The 25256-nt window shown below is 61.8% G+C and carries 18 protein-coding genes; 7 read left to right on the top strand and 11 right to left on the bottom strand.

Features of this window, described 5'->3' with window-relative positions; genetic code table 11:
- The first annotated feature begins 53 nt into the window (after nucleotides 1-53).
- The 7 genes from ACR9ZH_RS12015 (at nucleotide 54) to ACR9ZH_RS12045 (ending at nucleotide 18725) form a co-directional block, all read left to right on the top strand.
- A complete protein-coding gene (locus tag ACR9ZH_RS12015) occupies nucleotides 54-560 on the top strand; it encodes a DUF1993 domain-containing protein (protein WP_481290979.1) in 507 nt (168 codons plus the stop codon).
- A gap of 153 nt (nucleotides 561-713) precedes the next feature.
- Nucleotides 714-15320, top strand: coding sequence for a hypothetical protein (locus ACR9ZH_RS12020; protein WP_481290980.1), 14607 nt, complete (start codon nucleotides 714-716; stop codon nucleotides 15318-15320).
- On the top strand, nucleotides 15317-15643 hold the full coding sequence (locus tag ACR9ZH_RS12025; RefSeq protein WP_481290981.1) for a hypothetical protein: 327 nt from the start codon (nucleotides 15317-15319) through the stop codon (nucleotides 15641-15643). Before ACR9ZH_RS12020 ends, ACR9ZH_RS12025 begins: the two co-directional genes overlap by 4 nt.
- Before the next feature lie 80 nt (nucleotides 15644-15723).
- Nucleotides 15724-16923 (top strand): HNH endonuclease signature motif containing protein, encoded by a 1200-nt coding sequence (locus tag ACR9ZH_RS12030; RefSeq protein WP_481290982.1) that lies wholly within the window; start codon nucleotides 15724-15726, stop codon nucleotides 16921-16923.
- A 1-nt stretch (nucleotide 16924) separates the two neighbouring features.
- Nucleotides 16925-17545 carry a T6SS immunity protein Tdi1 domain-containing protein gene (locus ACR9ZH_RS12035; RefSeq protein WP_481290983.1) on the top strand — a complete coding sequence of 207 codons (621 nt, stop codon included), beginning with the start codon at nucleotides 16925-16927 and terminating at the stop codon, nucleotides 17543-17545.
- 177 nt (nucleotides 17546-17722) lie between these two features.
- Nucleotides 17723-18259 (top strand): SMI1/KNR4 family protein, encoded by a 537-nt coding sequence (locus tag ACR9ZH_RS12040; RefSeq protein WP_481290984.1) that lies wholly within the window; start codon nucleotides 17723-17725, stop codon nucleotides 18257-18259.
- On the top strand, nucleotides 18231-18725 hold the full coding sequence (locus tag ACR9ZH_RS12045; protein ID WP_481290985.1) for a hypothetical protein: 495 nt from the start codon (nucleotides 18231-18233) through the stop codon (nucleotides 18723-18725). The genes ACR9ZH_RS12040 and ACR9ZH_RS12045 overlap by 29 nt, the downstream gene beginning before the upstream one ends.
- Before the next feature lie 107 nt (nucleotides 18726-18832).
- Here ACR9ZH_RS12045 and ACR9ZH_RS12050 read toward each other — a convergent pair whose 3' ends face one another.
- The 11 genes from ACR9ZH_RS12050 to ACR9ZH_RS12100 all read right to left on the bottom strand — a co-directional run.
- Entirely contained in the window at nucleotides 18833-19402 is a 570-nt protein-coding gene (locus tag ACR9ZH_RS12050; protein ID WP_481290986.1) for a tetratricopeptide repeat protein, read from the bottom strand.
- A 5-nt stretch (nucleotides 19403-19407) separates the two neighbouring features.
- Entirely contained in the window at nucleotides 19408-20181 is a 774-nt protein-coding gene (locus ACR9ZH_RS12055; RefSeq protein WP_481290987.1) for a sigma-70 family RNA polymerase sigma factor, read from the bottom strand.
- Nucleotides 20178-20951 (bottom strand): flagellar type III secretion system pore protein FliP, encoded by a 774-nt coding sequence (fliP, locus tag ACR9ZH_RS12060; RefSeq protein ID WP_481290988.1) that lies wholly within the window; start codon nucleotides 20949-20951, stop codon nucleotides 20178-20180. The genes ACR9ZH_RS12055 and fliP overlap by 4 nt, the downstream gene beginning before the upstream one ends.
- Nucleotides 20948-21292, bottom strand: a complete 345-nt coding sequence (locus ACR9ZH_RS12065) for a hypothetical protein (RefSeq protein WP_481290989.1) — start codon at nucleotides 21290-21292, stop codon at nucleotides 20948-20950. The genes fliP and ACR9ZH_RS12065 overlap by 4 nt, the downstream gene beginning before the upstream one ends.
- The gene (fliN, locus tag ACR9ZH_RS12070; RefSeq protein ID WP_481290990.1) at nucleotides 21289-21597 is read right to left on the bottom strand and encodes a flagellar motor switch protein FliN; all 309 of its coding nucleotides are present in this window, start codon (nucleotides 21595-21597) and stop codon (nucleotides 21289-21291) included. The genes ACR9ZH_RS12065 and fliN overlap by 4 nt, the downstream gene beginning before the upstream one ends.
- 16 nt (nucleotides 21598-21613) lie before the next feature.
- Nucleotides 21614-22354, bottom strand: coding sequence for a FliM/FliN family flagellar motor switch protein (locus ACR9ZH_RS12075; protein ID WP_481290991.1), 741 nt, complete (start codon nucleotides 22352-22354; stop codon nucleotides 21614-21616).
- Between the two features lie 23 nt (nucleotides 22355-22377).
- Nucleotides 22378-23574 carry a flagellar hook protein FlgE gene (locus ACR9ZH_RS12080; RefSeq protein WP_481290992.1) on the bottom strand — a complete coding sequence of 399 codons (1197 nt, stop codon included), beginning with the start codon at nucleotides 23572-23574 and terminating at the stop codon, nucleotides 22378-22380.
- 10 nt (nucleotides 23575-23584) lie between these two features.
- A complete protein-coding gene (locus tag ACR9ZH_RS12085; RefSeq protein ID WP_481290993.1) occupies nucleotides 23585-23992 on the bottom strand; it encodes a flagellar hook assembly protein FlgD in 408 nt (135 codons plus the stop codon).
- A complete protein-coding gene (locus ACR9ZH_RS12090) occupies nucleotides 23989-24663 on the bottom strand; it encodes a hypothetical protein (protein WP_481290994.1) in 675 nt (224 codons plus the stop codon). Before ACR9ZH_RS12090 ends, ACR9ZH_RS12085 begins: the two co-directional genes overlap by 4 nt.
- Nucleotides 24660-25064, bottom strand: coding sequence for a hypothetical protein (locus ACR9ZH_RS12095; RefSeq protein WP_481290995.1), 405 nt, complete (start codon nucleotides 25062-25064; stop codon nucleotides 24660-24662). Before ACR9ZH_RS12095 ends, ACR9ZH_RS12090 begins: the two co-directional genes overlap by 4 nt.
- Before the next feature lie 41 nt (nucleotides 25065-25105).
- A partial coding sequence (locus tag ACR9ZH_RS12100; protein WP_481290999.1) for a hypothetical protein occupies nucleotides 25106-25256 on the bottom strand: 151 nt, incomplete at its 5' end.

Genomic DNA, 25256 nt, shown 5'->3' on the forward strand with positions numbered 1-25256 from the left:
AATATGCCGCCGCGGCCAGCCGGCCGCCCATCACCAGAAGAGCCCACGACCCCATGTCCATCTCCATGTACCAGACCTGCGTGCCCGTCCTCGTCCGCGCGCTGACCAACCTTTCCGGCGTGCTCGCGAAGGGTGCGGCGCATGCCGCCGAGCGCAAGATCGACGATCACGTGATGCTGACCACGCGCATCACGCCCGACATGTTCCCGCTGGCTCGCCAGGTACAGATCGCAACGGATATGGCGAAGGGCGCGGCCTTTCGTCTGGCCGGCCAGGACGTGCCGAAGATGGAAGACAACGAGACCACCTTCGACGAACTGCAGAAGCGAATCGCTCACGTGATCGACCTGCTGAAGGGCTTCAAGCCGGAACAGATCGACGGCAGCGAAGACCGCGACATCCTGCTGCAGATGCGCACTGGGGAGATGCACTTCCGCGGGCAGGATTACCTGCTCGGCTTCGTGCTGCCGAACGTGTATTTCCATTCGACCACGGCTTACGCGATCCTCCGCGGTGCGGGCGTGGCGCTGGGTAAGACGGATTTCATCGGCAAGCCGTAAGACCGGACGGGTCGCTGCCCCTCCCCTCCCCTTGCAAGGGGAGGGGCAACGGCCCCTCTCCACCAGCCCTAAACAAATTCCTCAAAAGCCGGATTACTTCCCCGATGCCCCTGACTCCAGGGGGCGCTCCATTATCGGCAAGGGGAAGGTTTCATGGTCGGCATCGTCACTGGAAGTGGTCTGGGGCTGGGCAATTCGTCGCTACAGACCTTGGGAGACAAGGGCCTCATCGGGAACCCCTCCGAGGGCAAGACCGGCGAATCGGTCTATGTGAATGCCGCCAACGGCAACGTGATCATCCGCGACCAGGACGAAATGCTCCTGGGCACGGGCCTGGGCGCCGCGATCTTCCGCTCCTATAACACCCTTGACGGAAAGTGGCGCGAGGGCGCCACGCCGACCGTCGCTGGCCTGACCGGCACCCTGAACACCGCCGGCAGCACAGTCACGCGCACGGACTGGGACGGCTCGGCCATCGTCTACACCTGGGACGCCAGCCGTTCGGCCTATGTGTCGGCCGCTCCCGGGGCCGCCAGGCAGACGATCACCGGCGACGGCGCGCATTGGACCTTGCACGACGATGGTTCGCATGTCCTGGAAACCTACGAAGCCACCACGAGCGGGCGGCTGGTCACCCGGAGCGACGTAGACGGCAACGCCACCACCTACACCTACAACGCAGCGGGACTGCTGGCGAAGGTGACCACGGCGGGTAACGAAAGCGTCAGGCTGGACTATGACGCATCGAACCGCCTGGTTTCCCTCACGTCCACCTATACCAATGCGGATGGCACGCTGGTGACGGCGACGGGAACGCGTTACGGCTACGACAGCGCCGGGCGGCTGACCTCGGTTACCGTGGACCTCAGCCCTGAGGACAGCAGCGTCGCGGACGGCAACGTTTACGTCACCTCGTACGGCTACGACGGCAACACACTTTCGTCGATCGCCCACCCGGACGGCGACACGCTGAGTTTCCATGGCGGTCTCGTTCAGGAAAATACGCCGCTTGGCGCCGAGTGGATAATGAGCGTCTACGGCTCCGGTGCGTCGATAACGGATTCCGATGGCAATACCCTCGAATCCTATACGTACGCCACCGACGGCCAGGGCCGACTCACCGACCTGATCAAGGGCGGGGTCGCGCACAGCCATTACGACTACGACACGGCAGGCCACGTCATCCGCTCAGTGGATGCCATGGGCCTGGTCACCGTTTATGCGTACGACGCGGACGGCAACCTTACCCGTACCGTCGATTCTGCCGGCAACGTGGTCGGTCGCACCTACGGGGCACACGACGAGCTGCTCAGCGAGTGGCGATACACCGCAGCTGTCACGATGGACGCGACAAACTCGCCCGTTATCAGCGCGGGCACGAAAACCACGCAGAGCCTTGTCCACTACGCCTACGACGCGGAGCAGCACCTGCGCTTCACGGTCACAGCCGAGGGTCGCGTCACCGAGTACCGGTACAACGCCGAAGGCCAGCAAACATCGAAGATCGTGTACTCCAAGGCGAAGTACCCAGTAGACGCGGCGCCGCAAGCGGTGGAAACGGAGGCCATGCTCACGAGCTGGCTCACGACCATCGATCTGTCTGCGTCGCAGCGCACCGATTTTCAATACGACTTCCGCGGGCAGGTCAGTCTCGTAACCACCTACGGTACGACCAACGCCGACGGAACGGGCTCGCTCACCGGGGACCTCCTGCAAACCCGGTATATCTATGATGCCCATGGCCGCCTGATCCAGCGCTACGCGGGCACTGGCGCATCGATCCGCGTGGAAAGCGACACCTACGATGGCCTTGGCCGGCGCACCAGCACGACGGCCAGCGACGGCGCCGTGACGCTCTACCAGTACAGCCAGTCGCTTCGAACGATGGTGCAGCGTTTCGCCAACGGATTGGTACGCACCTCCGCCTACGACAGCGAGGACAGGTTGATCTCGCTGGTGGACAGTGGCGGTGCGGGGACAGTAGCCAAGACTACCTACGCCTACGATGCCGTGGGCCGCCTCGTGTCGATGACGGACCCCAGCGGCGGCGTTCATACGTACGGGTACGACACACGGGGACGTAAAACGACGGAAATCGACCCGACCGGCAAAGTTACCGCTTACATATACGATGACCTCGATCGCCTGACATCGACGATCATCTATGCCAAAGCGGCGGACGATGCCACGCGTAATCAGTTGAGCCATAACGGCGCGATCAATCTGCCGCTCACTACCGCGGACCGCCGCACCTTATATCTTTACGACACCAGTGGCCGTCTCGTTAAAACCGTGGACGCCGAAGGTGGAGTGATCGACAACATCTACGACGCCAGCGGACGGCTGGTACAGACGATCGCTCGGACCAACCGGCTGGACATGTCGACGTTGGGCACTATGCCGAGCCTGGCCGATGCCACCACCGTGGCCAGTCCGTTCACGGATCGTAGCACTCGCTACTTCTATGACAGGGACGGCTTGCAGATCGCCAAGCTGGATGCGGAAAACAATCTTTCCGAATCGCGGTATAACGCCGCCGGCCAGCTTGTCGAAACCATCAAATATTCGACGCCGGTTGCAAGCTATGAACGAGACAAGGATCTAGAAGCGCTTCGCCTATCGGCAGCCCCTGCCTCGGCAGATATACACGCATTTTACACCTACGACGACCGTGGGCTGCTGACAAGCGAGGTCGAAGGTGAAGGCAACCTCACCACCTATACCTATGATGCCTTTGGGAACGTTGCTTCGCGCAGCCAAGGGGCGAGGGTAGCGCTGACTAGTACTATCAGCTTTCAAGTGACAATCCTTGGCGGCAGCGGGCAGAGCCACGTAACGGTTTACGTAGACGGCGTCTCGGCGGGATCGCAGCTTGTGTACTTGCCGAGTACTCAGACCTGGGGATTCATGTCAATCGCCGTGTCGCCGTTCGCAGACCATGTGATTTCGTTTGCCGCCGACGACGGAGTTCCCTTGGAGGTGTCCAACGTCTCTTTAAGCGGTAAATCCATCCCACCATCAACGTCCGATCAAGGCTCGATCTCATTCCTAGTGGATTCTCAGACCTTGCTGAATGGGCATAGCACGACACCTACAGACATCACTACCTATAGCTACGACCCCGCCGGGCGGCTGCTGCAGACCACTACGAGGGCGGCGGATCGCCAGGACGGCAGTACTCATTATCTTTATGACTCCATGGGGCAGGTCATCGAAGAGCGCGGCCCTGACCACACCGCGATGTATCGCTATGACCTCGAGGGTCATGTCATCGCTCGGCTTGATGGGCGCGGCGTGGACGCGCTTGACGCGTTGGGCATTTCCCCTTCGCCTGCGCAAACGGAATCGGTCTGGTCGGCGTGGGCCACACACTTTGCATATGATGCCGCGGGTCGTCAAATCAGTGTGACCGACGCCAATGGAGGCCGGACTGTCTTCTTCTACGACGCCGACGGAAGACTCAAAGCGCAGGTCAACGCGCTTGGCGAGGCGAGCCTGCGCGATTACGACAGCTTCGGCAATCTCGTGCGTACCACGGCTTACGGCCGGCGCCTTGCCGCTGGAGTGACGGCGCTTCTGACTGGCGGTTCCTTCGACGCGTCAACGCAAACAATGCTGGCTTCGGTCGATGGCGACGATGCCAGCGTCACCAGGATGAGCTATACGGCAACCGGCCGGTTGGCCGAAGTCGACAGCCCGCTAGGTCATTTCATCCGTTACACGTATGACGCATTCGGCGACACAACAGAGACGCTTTCCCAGATCGATACTACGCGAACAACCCGTACGGTTTCCACGTTCGATCGACTTGGCCATACGTCTAGCATCATGGTCGACGCTGACGGTCTACAGCTCACGACCACCTACCAGTACGATGCATTTGGTCATCTTCGGACTTCGATGGATCCTGCGTGGATATCGCGATCGTGGACCTATGACAGGGACGGCAATCTAGCGTCCGCTTCTATTGGAAGCTACCTCCATTTGTCATACACCTATGATGCTCTTGGCCGCGTGCTGACGAGTACAGACCTTACTGGGTACTCGACGAGCTATGAGTATCTGCATGAAGGCGGCATTCGTATTACCACGACCGGAGGCATCGTCACCACACGGGTACTCGACGCGAACGGCCAGACCATTTCAGTGACCGACGGCGAAGGTAACACCACTCATTACACGTACGACAGCGAAGGGAACCTGCTTTCCACCACGGACACGGCAGGCACCTCAACGACCGAATACGACAAGGTCGGACATGCCCTTCGGACCACCGATGCCGCGGGTCATGCTGTAGCGTACACCTACGATGCCATCGGCCGCGTGCTCACCCGGACGGCTGATCCTGACGGCTTAAAGCTCACGACAAGCTACACCTACGACGCGCACGGCAATGCGTTAACCACGACGGATCCTGCCGGTCGCAAGGTGACCAACCATTACGACCTGGAAAACAACGTCGTATCGATGGTGGTCGATGAAGGTGGCCTCGGCCTCACCACGACCTTCGTTTACGATGCGTCGGGGCATGTGGTACGCAAGACGGAAGGCGATGCCTCGGCTCCGGCAAGGGTGACTCAGTACATTTACGACGGCGCCGGCCGTCTGGCATCGACTGTGGTCGATCCTGACGGCTTAAAGCTCAGCACGACCTACACATACGACGGCGCTGGCAACGTCATCGCCCTGCGCGATCCAGCAGGAAATATCTCACGTACGGTTTATGACAATAGCGGGCGGGTTGTTTACACGATCGACCCTCGTGGTGCGGTCGTACATATAGAGTACGACATTATGGGCAACGTCGTCGTGAAGCGGACGGCTTACGCGACGTTAATCGATCCATCGATCTATGCGAATCAGGCGCCAACTGAGTTCGACGTATCGCAAAGGGTGCAGACCTCTATAGGAGACCACGTTACCCGCTACGCCTACGATGAAGACAAGCGACTTCGCTTCACTCAGCAGCCTGACGGGTTCGTCACCGAACTAACCTATGACCGCGATGGCCACGTGGTCCGCAGCGGCACGTACGCTCAGCCGATCGATCTCCCCTGGTCCTTCGTAGTCCCCTCTGTCGCGCAGGCTGTAACTAACGTTCCCGAGCGCGCCACGCGTTACGTGTACGACTCAGCAGGTCGACAGGTCTACGCAATCGATCCCGCGGGCGGTGTCAAGGCGACTACATACGATGCGTCGGGCCTGGTCACGTCGACCACGGCATATGCCACGGCCTATACCGGCAGCACGGCCAGCCTGACCGACCTGCAAACCTGGGCGCAGGCTCACGGTACGGGCAACCGGGTTACCCGCAACGTTCTCGACGCTGCCGGTCGTAGTGCATATATTGTCGACGCGGCTGGCCGCGTCACAGCCTACACCTACGACGCCTCAGGACTGGTCACGTCCACAACGGTGTATGCCGCCGCCTATACCGGCACCACGGCCAGCCTCGCTGACCTGCAAGGCTGGACGCAAGCGCATGCCGCGGGCAGCCACGTCAGCCGCAACGTCTTCGACGCCGCCGGCCGCAGCGCATACGTCGTTGACACCGCGGGCCGCGTCACGGCCTATGCCTACAACGCCCTGGGTCTGGTCACGTCCACCACGGTATTTGCCGCAACCTATACCGGCGCCACGGCGAGCCTCGCTGACCTGCAAGGCTGGGCGCAGGCGCATGGCGCAGGCAGCCACGTTACGCGCAACGTCCTCGACTCGGTCGGCCGCACCGTGTATACCGTTGACGCGGCGGGTTACGTTACGGCGTACGCCTATGACGCCTTGGGCAACATCATCGAACAGCGCCGCTACGCCGCGGCGGTCATGGTCAATGATGGCGCCACGCCGGCGACTCTCGCTGCGCTGGTCAGCGGCGTCGCCTTCACTCGTACCCTGATGGGATACGACAAGGCCGGCCACCTCACCTCGCGTACCGATGCCAGCGGCGCGGTCACGCGCTACGGCCTGGATGCATTCGGCCTTGCGGTCACCGAGACCGACGCCGACGGCACAACCGATGCGGTCACCATCGTGCGCACGTACGACGGAGATGGCGACCTGCTCACCGAGACGCGCGCGGGCAGCACCACGCAGTACGTCTACGACGCGGACGGCCGGCGCATCCAGACGATCGATCCGCGCGGCGTAGCCCTGGCCGATCGCGCCAACAACACGGCCCAGGTCCTCGCCCTGCGTAAGCAGCTGGGTGTGGTCGACACTGCCGGCAACGGCAAGGCCGGGGCAAACCTGACCGATGCGGACATCGCGCGACTGCGCTCGTTCTTCACTACGTTCACGGATTACGATGCGGCCGGGCGCGTGGTGTCGACCCGCTCGCCATACGGCGCCCTGACCACCGGCCAGCCGAGCTATGCCACGGTCACCACCACTTACGACGCCTTCGGTGACGCGGTGAAGGTGGTCGATGCCCGCGGTGGCGTGGGTTATTTCTATTACGACGCGATGGGCCGCGTGGTCGGCCAGGTCGATCCAGCCGGGCACTACACGCAGACGGTACGCGATATCTTCGGCAACACGGTGACGATCAACGCCTATGCGGGTGTGTCTTCTCCGATCGACCCGTTTGTGCCGCCGGCCGGTGTCGGCACCCTGGCCACCACCACGCTGACCTATGACGTCCTCAACCGCCTCATGTCGACCACGGACGCCGTGGGCGGTGTTGAGTCGTACACCTACGACATCTTCGGCAACCGAGCGAGCCTGACCAACAAGCTCGGCGGCGTGACGACCTACACCTACGACGCCCTGGGCCACGTGCTCAGCGAGACGCTGCCAATCACGACGACGAACAGCGCCGGCCAGGCGATCGCGGTGGTCAACACCTACGAATACGACGCACGGGGCAACCGTACTTTCGCCCGCCTGGGTGCCGGCTCCGCGGAAGAGCGCGACACCCTTTACCGCTACGATGACCGTAACCTGCTGATCGCCACGTACACCGGCGATCTCAGTCACATCAACCACGACGGCACCTCCGGCGACGGCGTGGGCGTGGTGATCGAGCAGCGCAGCTACGACCTGCGCGGCAACCTGGTTGCCGTCGCCCGCGGCGCACTGCCGGACGCCCTCGCCGGAGCGCATACGCCCACCACGTATTATTACTACGACGCGGCGAATCGCCAGGTCGGTCAGATCGCTCCCGATGGCGGCTACGTGCAGACCGTTTACGACGCGGCCGGCAACAAGATCAAGTCGCTCGCTTACCTCTCGCCGGTGACCAATGTCGGCGGCCTCACCCCGCCGGCCCTGCCGCTGGCACCGCCCTATGCCCGCGAGACCGATTACACCTACGACGCGGCCAACCGCCTGATCGGCCAGTACCAGCCGAACGTCGTCATCGCCCAGGCGCAGGCGAACGCGGACGTCAGCACCAAGTTCGAACAGACCACCGGCATCACCCAGAGCTGGACCTACGACGCGAGCGGCCAGCTGGTCAGCCACACCGACGGCGCCGGCCATGTGACCCGGACCTGGTTCGACGCCCTGGGCCACGCCATCCTCAGCATCGATGGCGACGGTTATCCCACGGTGTGGACGCGCGATGCCGACGGCAACGTGCTGACCGAAACGCGCTACGCCACGAAATATGCCGGCGATCCGGCTGCGATCACGAACCCTTCGGCAGTCGCCTGGGCCACCAGCGCGAGCGACCGCCTGACTGTCTACACCTATGATGCCAACGGCCGCGTGCTTACCCAGACGGTGAAGGGCGTAAGCTATGGCGCGGTCAACGCCAACGGCGGGCTCAGCCAGGCCGTGGGCGATGCAGTGACCACTTATGCGTATGACGCAGCCGGCAACCTGCTGCGCAGGACCGACGCCAACGGCAGCGTATTCACCTTCACTTACGACGCCGCCGGCCGCGAGCTGACCGAGTCCTCGCCGGCATTCACCGACTACGCAGGACATGTGGTCCAGGTGACCACCTCATACGCTTATAACGCGCACAACGACGTGGTGAGGGAGACCCGCAGCGGTGGCCCGACCAACGCCGACCAGGTCAGCACCTACCGGTATGACGATCTGGGTCATCTTGTCAGCAAGACCAATGCCGCCGGCGTCACCACGACGATGGCCTACGATGCCTGGGGCAACATGGTCCGCATGACCAGCCCGCTGACCAGCATCAATGGCACCCAGCAGCAGGTGGTGACCATCAGCTACGACGCGATGAACCGCGAGGTCGCGCGAACCACGACGGTGGGTTCGGTGTCCGGCCAGGTCCGCAACACCCGCTACAACGTATTCGGCGAGGTGACCGGGCGCGGCATCGGCGGCGTCTACCAGGAGCAGACCGAGTACGACCTGGCGGGTCGCGTGCTGCGTACCAACGCCGACCAGGGCCGGCCGAAGATCTACCTTTACGACGGCAACGGTAACGCCACTTTCGAGATCGAATCGCAGACGGTCGATCTCATGGCGGTCAACGTCCTGCTGGCCTCGGGGCTGACCGACAAGGATTCCATCTTCCAGACCCAGAACCTGGCCTGGACGATGACCGTTTACGACGGCAAGGACCAGGTCGTCGACGTCATCCAGCCCACCATGGACCTGAGCACCGCCTATCTCGCCTTGCAGGCACAGCAGGTGCCGGGCGGTGGGCCGGGGCAGATCAGCGTGGACGTGGGTGGGCCGGTGGGCCGGCCCGTGCAGGTGCCGATAGTCGATGCCACGAATGCGCTCACGGTATCACCGGGAGGCAATGCCGCAGGCTCGATCGTGGGCTCTACGCGCCTGGAGCACTCCGGTGGATGGACGACCTTCCCGAGCAGCTATCTTCTCGACCTGTCGCTACCCGACCTGTCGGCGGTTTTTGGCGCCTACCAGTTACGTGTCGTCATCCGCCCGAATACGTCCGGTCCGATCGAGCGGGTTTTCACGGGTCCTCCGTACAGCCTGACGAGCTTCCCCATCAACATGAGTGGTGCGTGGGTGCCCAGCGGCACCAGCGCCAACCAGTGGGTTGCCAGCATCTCCTATTCCGTCGACGTATATGTCACCCCGCGCGGCTTCCCGGAGCAGCTGATCAGCAGCGCCACCTCATCGGTTGCCACCGGCAGTTATACGCAGGCGATCGTGTCCGGGGGCTCCGGATTCGCGAGCGTGGGCAACGCGTCCATGAATGTCGCGCCGAGCCTTGGCTCTCCGAAGCTCCGGCTCTCCTCCGCCGATAGTGGCCAGTTCATTGCCCACAGCGCGGCGGACCAGATCTACATCCGTCCCAACGGGACGAGTTTGCCGTACGCCAACCCGCCGATCGTCGGCAATCCGGCCTATGTGGACCTCGGTTTCCTCCCCGCCGGGAACTACGACGTGATCTACGTCTCGGCACGCACGGATGGACAGGGGCTCAACCGTCTCGACAAGTACCTGTTGAACATGGGTCCGCCGCCGTCCCTGAGTGGACAGAGCTCGGTGGGCTCGGGCGCACCTCCCGCGACGCAGGTGAGTGGTGCCGGCACCTTCATCATGACGGCCGATGCCCTGGTGGGCGTGGACATGTTCACGTCCACCAACGTGCGCGCATATCGCGCCACGCTCTCGTATCGTCCTTGGGGGTCCACCGGTGCATTCCTCACCGCGCCTGCCTCGGCGCCATACGCACCCGGCACAGGAGCTATGTCGCTAGCCGGCATCGCGAACGGCGACTACAACGTCGTGGTGACCCTGTTCGATGCGGCCGGCAACCCGTTGCAGCAGCTCAGCGGACGGATGATCAAGGGCAACGATGCGCTCATATCGCTGTCTTATCCCGCGCCTGCGAATAACAACATTACGCTCACTAACCTGCCGCCTGGCGCCCAGACTGCGAACATCGTGTTTACGAGCCCAGGCAAGACTCCGATCAGCACCGGCAACCTGACCATCGCCACGCCGGGCAGCCTGGCCTGGACGATGCCGCAGTCCATGCTTGACGCGTCCGGCTCGCTGACCAACTGGACGATGACCGTCACCTTGACGGACGGCCGCGTGCAGCCGCCGACGACGTACCAAGCAGGCGGCAGCATCTGGGTCGGCCCGAATCGTGTGCAAGTTCCTTTTGGCGTGACCGTGTCCGGCAATCTGTACACGCTGGATTTCAATCCTGTCACACCGGCCAATCAGCCGATCGCCAGCGGTCAGTACATGGTGCTGCGCTTCTGGCCAGACGGCACGGACATCGCCGCCGATCCGTCGAAAATCCAGCGCCGAGTGATCCAGAAGAATCCAAACGGACACTACGTGTGGGATAGCCTCGATCTCGATCCCAATACGACCTACGCCTACAACTACGACGTTTACGCCACGCTGTCCGAGACCCAGAACGAAACGCCGGCAACGAGCCTGTCGCGGAGCAACGGTTACTTCACCCCAAAGAACTCGACGACCAACAAGGAAGCACACTGGGTCATCGACCATATCAACGACAACCAGCGTACAGTTCACCGCAAGCAGTCGTGGGACGCCTTCGGCGACATCGTCAGCGAGACCGACGGCAACGGCCATACCACCGACCTGGCCTACAACACCCTGGGCAAGCTGGTCACCCGTACCGAAGCCTCGGTATCGGTCACCTACGCTAACGGCTACCAAGCGCTCGTCAGGCCGACCACGCAATACCTCTACGACCGGATTGGCCGCCAGGTGGCCGTGATTGACGCCAACAACCACGTTACCACGCAATCGTGGAACAACGCGTTGAACAAGGTGGAGATGGAGTTCCACGCGGATGGAGGCGTTGTCTCGCACCAGTACGACGCCCTGGGCAATGAACGCGTACGCACGACCGCGCTTGGTATTGGGCTGCTCGGCGCCACCAGCGCTCGGCGCACTGACTACACCTACGACTCCCTCAACCGCCTGGTTCGGGCCGACGGCCCGATGGTCAATGGCCAGCGGCCATTCGATACCTACACGTACGACGAGTTGGACCGACGCATCTCGCACACAAACGTGCTCGGGACCGATACGGTGACCTTCGACGTGGAAGGCAACGTCAGTGCGGTAACCTCGGCCGCGGGTCGTACCACGACCTACACCACCGTTTGGAATGCCTCATTGGCCGGTGGCCTCGGCGGGTGGGTACAGACCACCACGTTACCTTACAACATGGCTTCTACATACGCCGAAGATCATGTCGTGCATACCTTGGTGGATGTAAGCAACTCGTTCGGACAGGCCCTGAGCCATACCGACGGTGGCGGCCATAGCTACACCTTCACCTACTACTTCAACGGGCTTCTGAAGCAGCAGGGCAACAGTGCCTACACGTACTACAACAACGGCCTGCTTCGTACGATCACCGATGACGTCACCGGTATTCGTGAAACCTTCGAGTACGACAACAATGGCAACGTCACGTTCGACAGCCTGACCAATCGCGGCGCGAACTGGGCTTTCCAGCAGAGCGTGTCCACCTACGACGCGCTCAACCGCCTCGTGAAGGTGCAGGATCCGCGCTACAACATCGACTACGAATACGACGCCGTCGGCAACCGCATTCACATGAAGTCCGTGTACACCGATGGGCTTGGCAAGGCCAATCAGGTACAGGACTACTGGTACGAGTACGACATGATGAACCGGTTCACGGTCACCATGGGTCAGCTCGCCGGCAACGTGCGAGGCACTAGCCAGACGGATACCACGGCACACGTGATAGCAGGGAGCGGCGGCGATGGCATCCTTATCGGCTACGATGCCTTCGGCCAGCGGGTGAGCGCCACCTACGCCTACGATAATCACAACGAACGCTACGATTACGATGCCGGCGGTTACCTTACCGTCACCACGATCAGGAATGCCAGTGGCGCCGTCACGGGAACGGCCATTCGTACCAACGACCTGGCCGGTCGCGTGACGGAATACGTCGAGAGCAGCGGCGGAACTACCGTGCAGGACATCACGCACGTGTATGACGCCGACAGCCTCGTGACCAAGGATATCGATAACGTCGCTTCCGCCACGATCGGCCATGAAACCGGAACGGCCACGGGTCGCCTTGCGGACGGTACCGTCAAGGAGACGAACACGTATGGCCAGTCTGCAGTAACCACCACGACGTACAACTACGTGTGGTTCGACTCCGAGAAGCAAAGCGAGATCCATGTTGGTGGCAGCTTCACTGGCGGACCGCAATGGAAGCCTGGCCTTTCGAAGTTTACCTACGACACCGAAGGGCGCCTGGTCTCGGCGATCGACGTGGTGGGTCAGCGTGCATTCCAGTACCAACTCGACGCCGAGGGCCGCGTGCTCCAGCGAGACGAGTTGCTCAACGTGCAACTGGATACCAACGGAAATGTGAAGTACGGCGACGCAAACCGTTCGCATGCGTACTACTACATGGACGGCAACCAGATCGGCAATGTGGGCAACGATGGCCCCGAACGCATCGACTACGCGCGCGAACTGGCCGAGCATATGCAGCAGACGGCCAACAAGGACGACAGCCACAAGCGCTTCACGCCGGTTGCCTTCGCGGACTTCGACGCAAACTACCAGCCAATCAACAGCACGTATCCGGGCACCGCGCCCACCAGCTACATCGTGCACGCCAACGACACACTCACCAGCATCGCCCAGGCGATCTGGGGTGATTCGAGCCTGTGGTGGATGCTGGCCGATGCCAACAACCTGACCCTGGATTCGCCCCTGGTACCGAACACGGTACTGACGGTGCCGAACAAGGTCACCAATATCCACAACAACAGCACCACGGTGCGTCCGTACGACCCCGGTAAGGCCATCGGCAACACCCAGCCGACCATGCCCGATCCGCCACCGCCCCCGGCTCCGCCGAAGCCTCATGGAGGCGGTTGTGGCGGGTTGCTTCAGATCGTCGCGATCGTAGTGGCGGTGGTCGCGACAATTTACACGGCCGGCGCGGCAGCGGGTCTACTGAGCGCAGCGGCTTCGGCGGCCGGAGCGACCGCCGCGACAGGCGCGGCGGCGCTCGCAGGTTCCTTCGGAGTGGGCGTTGCCATCGGCACTGGAGCCATTGCGGGTGCGGTGGGAGCCATTGCCGCCCAAGGCGTACTTATCGCAGGAGGGGCACAGAACGGTCTCGACTGGAAAGGCGTGGCCATGGGAGCTATCGGCGGGGCAGCAACCGCGGGCATCGGAAGCTCCTTTAGCGTCGGCGGCAAGACCCTGGCCCAAGCCGTTAGTAGCGGAAGCGGCGGGATCGGCGCTGCCGCGGCGTGGGGCGCGGGGAGCGCCGCGGCTTCCTCAGTGGCCGATTCAGTTCTCGGATTGCAGTCGTTCAGTTGGCGTAATGTCGCCGCCTCGGCGGTATCTTCAAGCGTGTCCTATGGTGTAAGCCACGAGACGCAGGGATGGGGCGGCAATGCCGGACTTGTCACCACCGGTCTGGCCGCCGGGACGGCAAGTGCGGCCGTCCGGGGCAATCTCTCGCAGAGTTGGCAGGGAATCACGCAGGATGTGGTCGGAAGCACCATCGGCAACTCGATCTCCGACGAGATCGCGAGCCGTCAGATGGGCCCCGCCATCCCGCTGGATCCTCTGGACTTTAGCGACGATTACGCGATCGATCCCGAATTTTCCGTCCAGACCGATGGACTGATTGCTCAAGGCCAGGCCCGCGCGTCCCTCGCACAACAACCAGTCGATACTGCGAGAAATGACCAGCGGCTGGGAGTTGCGTCCAGCGATCTGTCGACTGGCACGGCATTGCAGCCGGGCTCTGTCTCCGGACCGACGATTCAATGGCGACCCGAACTTGATCCGGATATTGTGGACTTCGGCACGCTCAGCCCCGTAGCGGCGCAGATTGATCCATCGGACAAGCTTCAGTATGCCTTCACGCACCAGGATGAGATGTGGGGAGCGTTCGGGGGGGGCTTCGTGCAAGGCGTCGACAGTGCCCTTCGACCGGTCGGGACCTATATCGGTCAGGAAGCGGCAAAGTATTCGTTGGGTCAATACAACCAGACCACGCTCGGTCGATTGGGAGATTTCGTGCTCAGCGAGGAGCTCGATGGGGCCCCGCAGACCCGCGGATTCCTTGATGCTGTGAATGGTACTTACCACGGCATAATCGACGACCCCGGCAATGCGATCAGTGAGGGATATGAATTTGCGAAGGGCGTGGCAGTTAGCGCGGGCGCCGCATTAGGCGATTGGCTCAACCGGAGCAGCCCGGCCGAGATTGCGCAAGGTGCGGGTGTTGAGGCTGGTAAGTTGGCCGCACTGGATGGAGTCGGAAAGATTATCGACCTCGGGGCGGCTGCGGGAGGCCTAGTCACCCGTGGCACGCGCGCAGCCGAAGGACTCAGCGATGTTTCCGATGTCGACGTACTGACAGACGCAGAGAGGATTGCACAAGCTCAGCAGAGGCAGTTCCAAATGCTGAAGGACAACGTGGGATACAACATCAGTCCCACTTCGTGGAACCAGTTCCCGACAATTGGTCTAAAGGAGACGTATCTGACCGACTTTTCTGGGATTAGCAGATATCTCAAACCCGCATCTGGTCAAACGGAAATGACGATCTCTGGTGACTTAGCCTCCCAAATTGAAAGTGGGATGGGACTGGAGCGCGGCTCGCTCCAAGATGGTTTCGTTGTGCGTCGAGTCGCCGGCATCACCGAGAGAAGTCCAGCAAGTCCCCTTCAAGGAAACTCATATTTTCGAGGCCCTGGCCTGCATCTTCCGGATGGTTCCCCTGAAATGATAGTTTCACCCATTCCGACAGTCGACAATGATCGCGTCATGTCTATTCTCAAGGTGCACGTCCGATGAAGTATCCCAAAAATGCAGTGATCGTCAGGGACTTGGCAGGGGCCAAAGCCTCTCTGGAGGTCACGTGGGATGTTTGCCCGCAAGACGTGGGCGCGCTTGGCTTTCATGAGGAGGATGGACGCTACGTGCGACCAATCCGAAACGATGAGGATCGCCGCCATCTGGCGCGTGCGCTCATCCAGCTTGGAGCCCTCTTCTCAGTGGGACCGGGGTGGGCGCCTTCGGACCTTCTTCAGTACTACCGGATGCAGGGTGAAGATATCGGCCCATTCAAATCTATTGCCTGGTCGTCGCCCGATTCATTTATCGTAGAGGCGCATTAGCAGGGAAGACGGCAATGAGGTGGGCAATCTGGCCACCTTGACGGGATGGCAAGTTGCCGAGCTCGGACGCAAGCCGTCAGATGGGCCCCGCCATCCCGCTGGATTCTCTGGACTTTAGCGACGATTACGCGATCGATACCGAATTTGCGGTCCAGGATGGCGGCACGATCGCTCAGGGCCAGGCCCGCGCATCCCTCGCACAACAATTCGATACGTCGGGAACTAGTTTCCCGTCGGGTAGCGGACCGACCATCCAATGGAAGCAAGCGGCCGGGGACTCCGAATTCACGACGGAGCCAAGCATCCAACGGAAGCCCGCACGCGATCCGGACATCGTCGATTTCGGGACCCTGGCGCCCGTCGTCGTGCACCCGGATACGACGGCCGCGCCGGACGGCCAGAGCATGGCAGACAAGGCCTTCTATACTTTCACTCACCAGGGTGAGATATCGGCCTCGTTCGGCAAGGGACTCGCCAATGGGTTCTACGAAGGTCTACGCCCCATCGGGGAGTTCATCGGTGAGGAGGCTGCCCGGTATTCGCTCGGCCAGTACGATCAGACAGCCTTGGGGAAGCTGAGCAATTTCGTCGTCGGCGAAGAACTGAACGGGTTCCCACAGACACGCGCCTTCGGCGATGCCATAGGCGGGACCATCGACGGCATCGTCAGCGATATCCCCAATGCCCTGAGCGAAGGATACGATTTCGCCAAGGGTGCCGTCTCTTCCGCCGGATCGTCCCTCCTCGACTGGCTCGACCGAAGCAGCGCGTCCGAGATTGCGGAAGGTGCGGGCAACGAGGTGGGTAAGTTTGCTGCCCTTGACGGGGTGGGTCGCGTCGCCGACCTGGGAATCGCCGCGGGTGGATTGATAACTCGCCAATCTGGCACACTTAGCGAACTCGCCCGCGTTCCAAGCACGGTAGAGACTGGACCAGGTGGCGTAGATCTGCAGCTGAGGTATAAGGATGGTTGGACTAACGCACAGCGCGCCGAAGCGGACGCAAAGGTCCAAACACTTAATGACTCGGATACTGTCGTAACCCAGGTCGATCGCTCCGGAACATCAGCGTCAAGCCGATATCGTCAATCTGGTGGACTTGTCCAGCCCGGGTATGATGTGGACCATATAGTTGATTTACAGTTGGGCGGCGCCGACAACGTTTCAAATATGTGGCCGCTCAACTCCAGTGTAAACAGAAGCTTGGGCGCGCAGATCCAGTGGCAGATAAAGGGACTCCCGCCGGGCACTGTAATTAATCGCGTCACGATTGGAGATTGACGTGTACGAAAGGTTTAGAGAGAAGTTTTCTGCGGACAGTTCGAGCGAGGCTATTCGCACGGATTGTCCAACCGAAAACGGGGAACCTCACCTGCGCGCATTGTTGGCGCAGTTCGGCGGCCTTTCGTTCAATAAAGGTTTATATCGCATCATGAGCGCCGAAGCTTCGGCTAGTTGGTCGAGATCAGTGGTCAATGCGTTTCCGACATTCAAGGAGGTTGCCACCTGCTTTGGTTTCGACTGGCTTGGTCGGATCTTCGCGCTGGATGCCAGGAGGTTGGTGCAAGGGCTTCCCGGTGTCGTCATGCTCGAACCGGGCACGGGTCAGGCATTGGATATTCCGTGCAATATCCATGGCTTTCACGAAAGCGAACTCGTCGACTTTCGCGAAGAAGCTTTGGCCGAAAGCTTCTTTTTGAACTGGATTTCGATTGGCGGAGATGTCCCCAAGATTGAGGAATGTATTGGATACAAAAAACCACTATTTCTTGGTGGAAAAGATACGGTCGAAAATTTGGAACGCTCGGACATGGATGTGTATTGGAGCATAGCGACACAACTTATCGAAAGGGCCAGAGGCCTCCCAATGGGCACCCGCATTGGAAGTGCTCGCATCGATTAGTACCTAAGGCCCGCCCAGTGCGGGCTTTTTATTGTTCGAGGCAGTGGCGCGCTCGGCAGCGCTGTTCCGGTGACGTTGAATTGAGACCACCGCAGAGATCAAAAGTCTTGGCGGTCAGGCGACGAGATATCCAGCTGGGTATCAACCAACGGAATTTATATTTGAAGGGCCGGAGCGATGATTGACTGGAAAGCGGAAATTGCTCGCATCGTTTATTGGAAGCAAATGATTGCGGAGGACGATCGCTTAAATGCGTATCCCTGGCATCTTCCGAACGTTGCAGCGACACGCGGAGATATTGCTGCGGCTGAAAAGGCCGTTGGACTTAACTTTTCCTCTGAATACGAAGAATTCCTTCGGTACGCAGATGGGTGGCAGGGATTTGTGATCACTGTCGATCTGTTCGGCACAAAGGACTTTCTGGATGGTCGCTTTCAGAAAGTGATGCAGCGGGAAGAACTATCCACGTTTGTTAAAGAGCAAGGTTTTGACGAGCGCGAGCTCGTGCCTATCGGTGCTTCCGAAGCAGAGCTTGACGTGTTTTTACATTTCTCTCCGGACGCAAAAAATCTGCCCGGCGGCGTCCTTTGGTTTGCTAACGAAGAAGTAGATCGATTTGAATCGTTTGCGGACTTTTTCGCAGCTATGGTCAATTACAATGCAAGAGTCGCGCAGCGTATAATGGGTGGCGCATCGCCCTACAATAAGGGCTAGCGACCTGAACTATCAACTTATTCCCTCAGCCATCGCGAACCCCCTTGATCGCGAGGCTGCCATTGCCGCTGTCAAGCACTATTCAGACGGAAAATTCTTTGCGGTATTGTTTCGACATGGATCATGGGCAGTCCCATCCTGGGACGAAAATAAGATCGAGAGCAGCGTAGACCACTTAAAAAAGGTAGGTGCGAAAAGGATTCAGTTCGAGGTCCGCGAGATGGACGATGGAAGTTATGTCGTCGCTTTCAACGAAAAAGTTTTTACCGTGGTGCTGAGGAATGAATACCTTAGCCTTCGTGACCAGATCATTCTGGAAGCCAAGACCCCAGGCGTGGATGAGACAATTCTTGCTAAGGAGGGAGCGCCAGAGGACTACGTCTTTATCGGCCTCTTTGGACGGACGCGGCTGCTGCAGGACATCGAAAAGCCGGAGCCCGTAGCCGAGCTTTCTCCAACGAACTGAAGGGCTGATCACAATTTCTTGGAACCTGCTCTGCGGCCCAGCCGAACGTAGTGAATAGCTTCTCCAAGCATCAGCCACGCTCGAGTCATGACTGAGCACGCTGTAACTCAATGCCGCGTCTGCCCCGACAAATAGTCCGATAGCAGAAAGTGCGGCATGGCCCCACCCTCGGCCTCTGCCGATGCATCCGTCCCCATATCCAGCTGCCCGAGCAGCCGCTGAACATGCTCGCGAACCGCATCACTCGGCTGACGCTCAAGCGCGGCCAGCAACTGCTGGCGCGCGGCGTCCAGGTTCCCATCGAACGAATCCAGCATGGCTGCACCCATGTGTGCCACCGCAGAGGCTTCATCACCCGGGTTGTGAAATGCGCTCCATATGGCACGTGCCTCCCCCACGTTGCCCTGCATGTACTCGAGCTGGCCGAGCATGAAGCGAGCCTCGTCGAGCGACGGCGACAGCAGGGTGGCACGCGACAAATCCGCGCGGGCGCTGTCGTGAGCATCCATGCTGGCAAACAGCGCACCGCGCAGCAGGTGCAGCCGTGCATCGCGCGGATGGCTGGCGATCGCCGCATCCAGGCGTTCGAGCGCCTCGGTCGCCGGATCGTTGGCAACAGACCGCGCCAGCAGGTCGAGGGTCTGTTGATCGCAGGGAAGGAGGGCTTCGTCGGTCATCGGGGTTATCCAGTGATCTGCATGGAAGTGTCGGGTGGGAGCGCCGCGCGCATCTTGTTCAATCCGGTGCGATGAAGTTGGGACACGCGGCCACGGGTCACTCCCAGCAGCGAGGCGATCTGTTCGAAGGCAAGCGCATCGAAATAGTGGAACGAGATGACTTTTCGCTCGTTGACCGTCAGGCGTTCCAGTGCGTCGCGGAGGCGGGAACCGAGTTGTAGCCAGCCCGCGGTTTCGTAGCTTTCCCCGTAATGCCACGCCGACGCATCCGCTTGGGCGAACATACCCGTCCCCTCAAGCATGAAGCCGATCGCAAGTCCCGCGGTCAGATCGCCCAGTGCCTGGAGCCGCTTCGCTCCCGTGGCCTCGCCACGCAGGGACTCGACGCGTTCGGCCCGCCGGCGGCGTTCGAACGAAAGCTGCTCTTGTGCCTCGCTGAGCTTTTCGATCCCGCTCAGCACGGCCCCGCGCACCCGAGGCGTGCAGAATGTGGTGAAAAGGACGTCGCGCGACGGGTCGAAGCGACCGATCGCCTCGATAAGTCCGATATTCGCCAGCTGCACCAGATCGTCGAACTCGACGTCTTTACGGTGCCGCCCCTCGAAGAGGCGCGCAGCGATCGCCTTTGCGTAAGGTGCGTAATGCAGGAAGAGCACCTCCCGGGCCTCGCTCGAGCCCTCTTCACGCAAGGCGGCCCAGAACGCGTCCAGCGCTGCCGGCGGCTCGGCCGCCGACGGTGCTTCTTCCGGCATGGCCGGCATGGCGGACACGTCCGTCATCTGAAGCTGCTGAGCACGCCTTGCAGGATCAGGCTCCAGCCGTCCACGAGCACGAACATGAGTACCTTCAGCGGCAGCGAGATCGTTGCCGGCGGCACCATGAGCATGCCCAGCGAGAGGAGGACGCTGGAGACCACCAGATCGATGAGCAGGAACGGTAGCAGCACGACGAAGCCGATCTGGAAGGCTACGCGCAGTTCATTGAGGATGAAGGCAGGTGTCAGCTGCAGGAGGGATACCTCCTCCTGCGTCGCCGGAAGTGGCTTTCCCGACATCTCGTACATCGTCTTGAGCTCGTCCTGGCGGACCTGGCGGAGCATGAAGTCACGTAGGGGTCCGCTGGCATGTTCCGCCGCGACAATAGCGTTCATGTTGCCGGCCATGTAAGGAGCAAGTGCCTCGTCGTTTACCTTCTGCAAGGTCGGGAGCATGGCGAACACGGTCAGGAACAACCCGAGGCTGATGAGGACCGCCGTCGGCGGCGTCTCCGGCATGCCGAACGCATGACGGATCATCGAGAGCACGATCACGATGCGTATGAACGCCGTCATGGACACCACCAGCGCCGGCACGAAGCTGAGCAGGGTCAGCAACGTGGCCATGCGCACCGTTTCCGACGTCGGTCCGCCGCTCAGCGCTTGCAGGGACGAAACCGGAGCAGACGCGCTAGCAGCAGGCAGGCCAGCCGCGTGCGCGACGCACAGCGACGAAGCCAGCAATACAAGCCCCAGCCCCAGCTGGATCGTCGGTCGCAGGAGACGGCGCATCATCCCACCTCCTTTCCGGGAGCGGAAGGACCCTCTTCGGGTGACTCGACCAATGAGATGGCCACGCCGCCTGCTTGCGCTGCGATCAGCGCATGCTGCGAGCCATAGCGCACCGCATGCACGGACGTCCGGGCATCGAGTCGAATCGTTTCGAGCAGCACGAGCCGTGAAGTGGCGACATTAGCGCGTACACGCTGCACCCGCCGGGCCAGGAAGGCCATGCCAACTCCCAGGGCGAGGCAAAGCACCAGCGAGAGCACGACGCGGATATAGTCAATGCCATCCGACAACGGTGCACCACCCGACAGGGCCGGGCCGATCAACGACAACGCCACGTTCGTCACGCTTCGGGTCGGATCGCCGTGACGCGCACACCGAAGCGGTCGTCCACTGCCACGATCTGGCCGTGCGCGACCACCTGGCCGTTGAGGAGAATCTCCACGTCGTCCTGCAAGGCGCGTTCCAGTTCGACGAGGCTACCCGCTTCCAGCGCCATGAGATCGCGTACGGAGATCTCGCGCGTGCCGAGGCGGATGTCCAGGCTAACCCTCACATCGTTGAGCAAAGCAAGGTTGGCCCGCTTCCCACCTCTGGGCTCGGCGTCACCGCTATGATCGGGCAGGTCGAGGTGCATGATTTCGGCGTTCATCTGATGCGTGTCCGTGTCAATGAATGGATTCGAGAACGAGTGCGACGCGACCGTCGCGGCGAACCGGGCGCGCCTCGCCAAAGGGTGACGCGGCGGCTCCCGGCGCGTGCACGGCCAGGCGCATAGGCTGGTCGAGCGCCGTATCCGTTACCAGCACATCGCCGATGGCGAGTTCGGAAAACTCGAGGGCGCTGATGTCGCTAGAGCCGACGATGGCCGCGAGCGCGACCGTGGTTGCTTCGAAAGCGGCACGGCGTGCCGCGGCGGGAGCCGTGGCGGAGAGAGGCCTGGGGCCGAAGCTGTCCCTCACCCATTGTCCCCTGGCTGCCATGTGCAGAAGCACGTCGCCGTCGTCGATGCCGATCGCGAGCTCGACGGTGTCGCTCGAGCGATCACGGGGCGTAATCCGGCGTTCGGCCAGATCGGGAATCCGTAGCCCCTCGCTGAATCGCCCGATGAGGTCGGCCAGCATGGCTTTGGAAAGTGCGTCGACCACGTCGAAAGAGGCACCGCCGAGGGGCAGCGCCACGCCCTGCGGAAGATCCAGCGCGCGGCGGACCAGGCGGTTCCATCCGCGTTCGCCCAGCCGCAGACTGATGCCTGCGGTGCTGCTATGCCAGCAGCGTGCGCCTTCGCTTGCCGCCGTCGTCGCAGCGCCCACCGGCATGTCCACCGGCTGTGCGATCCATTCGGCGGCCCAGCCATCCAGCACGGCGGCGACCGCAGCCGAAGCGCGCGATACATCGCTGCGGGACAACGGCCACCAGCGGCCTGCCCCGTTCACTGCTGCCCCCCGCGCATCTGGAACAGCTCGACCAGCATCTCGTTAGCGGTGCTGATGATCTGCGAGGATGCCTGGAAACCGCGCTGGATGAGGATCATCCGGCCGAATTCGGTGGACAGGTCGACGTTGGAGCTTTCCAGCTGACCGGAGATCAGCGTACCGGCCCCGCCTGCCCCGCTACCCACGTATGCGGGAGGCGTGGTGTGAGACGCGTCGAACAAGCCATTACCCATCTGCAGCAGGGCCTGTTCGTCCGTGAACTTCGCTATGGCGACGGTGCCGAGTTCGGCCGTCTTTCCATTCGAATAGCTGGCAACGAGCACGCCATCGGAGTTCACGGCGAGCTGGGCAAGATCGCCCTGTGCGTGGCCGTCCACGTCGCTCACGCGCAGGGTGGACGTGCTGCCGGACGAAAAGCTCGTCACCCCGGAAGAGAAATCGAGTTTGAAATCGAGCGGCACGGACCCTTGCACGGCCAGGCTGACATCGAGCGAGTCCATGCCCGGCTCCGGAATGCCACCCAGGAACTGGAGCGGACCGTCTGCCACCGTGGTCGAGTTCTCGTCCGTGACGGTCACGTCCCAGCGCCCCGGAAACGTAGCCGAATCCGGTTTGAACGCCACGGTGAGCGTGTGCTTGCCACCGGATGCGTCATACACCACTACGTTCGGAACAGAGAAGCTGGTCGCACTGGACGAGAGGTTGTCGGTGAACTTCACCGCCGTGGTGGCCTCCGGAGGACTGGACATCTTTCCGACGGTGGAGATGGCTGCAGGCTGCCCGTCGGCTCCGAGGGCCGCGAGCTTCATGTGGGTGACCGAGTCGGTAATGAAGCCGTCGTCGCCCGTCTTGAACTGCCCCGTCCGGATGTAGTGCGTACCCGTGTCGTCGACGACCGCGAGGAAGCCATCGCCCTGGATGGCCAGGTCCAGCTGGCCCGAACTGGCACGCAGTTCGCCCTGCTGGAAATTGAGCGCGGAATAGCCGTATTCGACACCGGTGCCGAACCGCGTGGTGTTCGCATGACCATTCGTTCCCTGCGCGAACGCGGGACTGAAGTAGAGGTCGGCAAAGTTCGGCACCGTGGCCTTGAAGCCCGGCGAATTCATGTTGGCCACGTTGTTGCTGATGGTTTGCAGGCCTTTTTCGTAGGCCGTGAGGCCGCTCATTCCGACATAGATGCTTTCGAGCATGGCGATACTCCTAGCGGACCTGGACGACCTGGGACACGGTCGCATTGGTGAGCACCTCGCCGGTGCTCGAGGTAATGGTGAGTTCGGGCTGGTCGCCCTTGAAGGAAATGCTCTTCACGGTACCGCTTACCAGGGCCGTATCGGTCTGGACGTCCACGGTACGACCCAGCAAGCCCATGCTTTGCGTCGCTGCCTGCACACCGAGCAGGTTGTCGAGCTTGCTTCCGGTTTCGCGCGACTGCTCAAGCGACATGAACTGCGCGAGCTGCGAGACGAACTCGAAGTTATCCACCGGCTTCAGGGGGTCCTGGTAGGTCAGCTGGGTCAGGATGATCTTCATCAGCGACTCGGTATCTAGGCCCCCGGCTGCGAGGCCCGCGCTCAGGTCGCTGACGGAAGTGGGAGGGGTGATGCTCATGCGCATTCTCCATGGCGATGGGGATCGTCGGTGACGACACCGTTGACGGTGATGCGTCGCGGCAGGAGGCCGTGACGGCGGATCTGGGCAAGTGCGTCACGCGCGAGCCCGGTACGCGCGTCGTCGCGTTCGGACTGGCGGATGACGAGCTCCGGGCCGTGTGGACCTTCGGCCCACGTGACGCGATGCTCGGCCTGGTCATCCATGGATTGGCTTCGATCCGCAGCCGTGGCCCGGCGGGATACCGGCGGCTCGTCAAGGATCGGCGAAGCGCCGGAAGCCGTTCGTAAAGGCGCAGCGACGGTCGCAGGCAGCATGCCGGTAGCCGCTTCCGTCGCGATCGCGACGACACGGGTTGGTGCAGCCGCATTGGCCTGCCCAACGACCGTCGGTTGGGGTGCGATGTATGGCGCGAATGATGCCGGTGCTTCCATGGCGATCGTTCCGACCGGCTGTCCCAGCGCCACCGGCGGAAGCAAGACGGCCTGCCCGGTCGGCGGTCGGCGCTGCGGCAGCCGCGCCGCCGGCTGGGTACCCACTTTCCCTCCCTGCCACATGGCGGCTTCCATCTGCTCCATCGTGCGGTCGAATGTGGCTTCCCTGCTCAGCCTGAGGCGGGGTGCCGATGCCAGCTGTGTTTCCTGCGCAGGCAGGTCGCGGTCGATTTTCATGCCAGAGGCCTCCGGGCCAGTCTCAGTTCGACCAGCATCGCCTCGCGCTTCGCCTCGAGGTGGCGGCGCAGGCCGGTCTCCGCGTCGACCGCATCGCCATCGGTGCGTTCGGCCAGCGTCTGTGCCACGACAAAGGCATCGATGGCTCTGGTGGCTGCGTCTTCGGCGGCCAGCGCCATAGCCGAAAGGCGCTGCGCTTCATGCTCGGCGTGTCCGGTGACGACCGACCAGGCGCCGGCTTGCACGGGATCGAAGGACGATGCCGAGATGGCGCGCGACCATTCCATCGCCAGGGCAGCTACAGCCTGGAGTTGCCGGCTTTCGTTCTGAAGGGCTGCGTCGCGCTCCCTCACTTGCGTCGAGGCATGAAAGGCGGCTCGGCGCCGTTGCAACTCGCGCAATCGGGCGATTTCCCGAGTCCGCCCGGCAAGTTCGCGGAGACTCATGCCGTCGCTCCGAGTACGGCAGCGAGCGCCGCGCGCGTGTCTTTCATCGCCGTTGGGCGCGAGGCTTCCTGGCGAAGGAAGGCGACGAGACCCGCGCGGCGCGCAAGCGCACGATCCAGCGCCGGCTGGCTACCTGCGACATAGAGG

The organism is Luteibacter sp. SVR4-7G, from assembly GCF_056755555.1.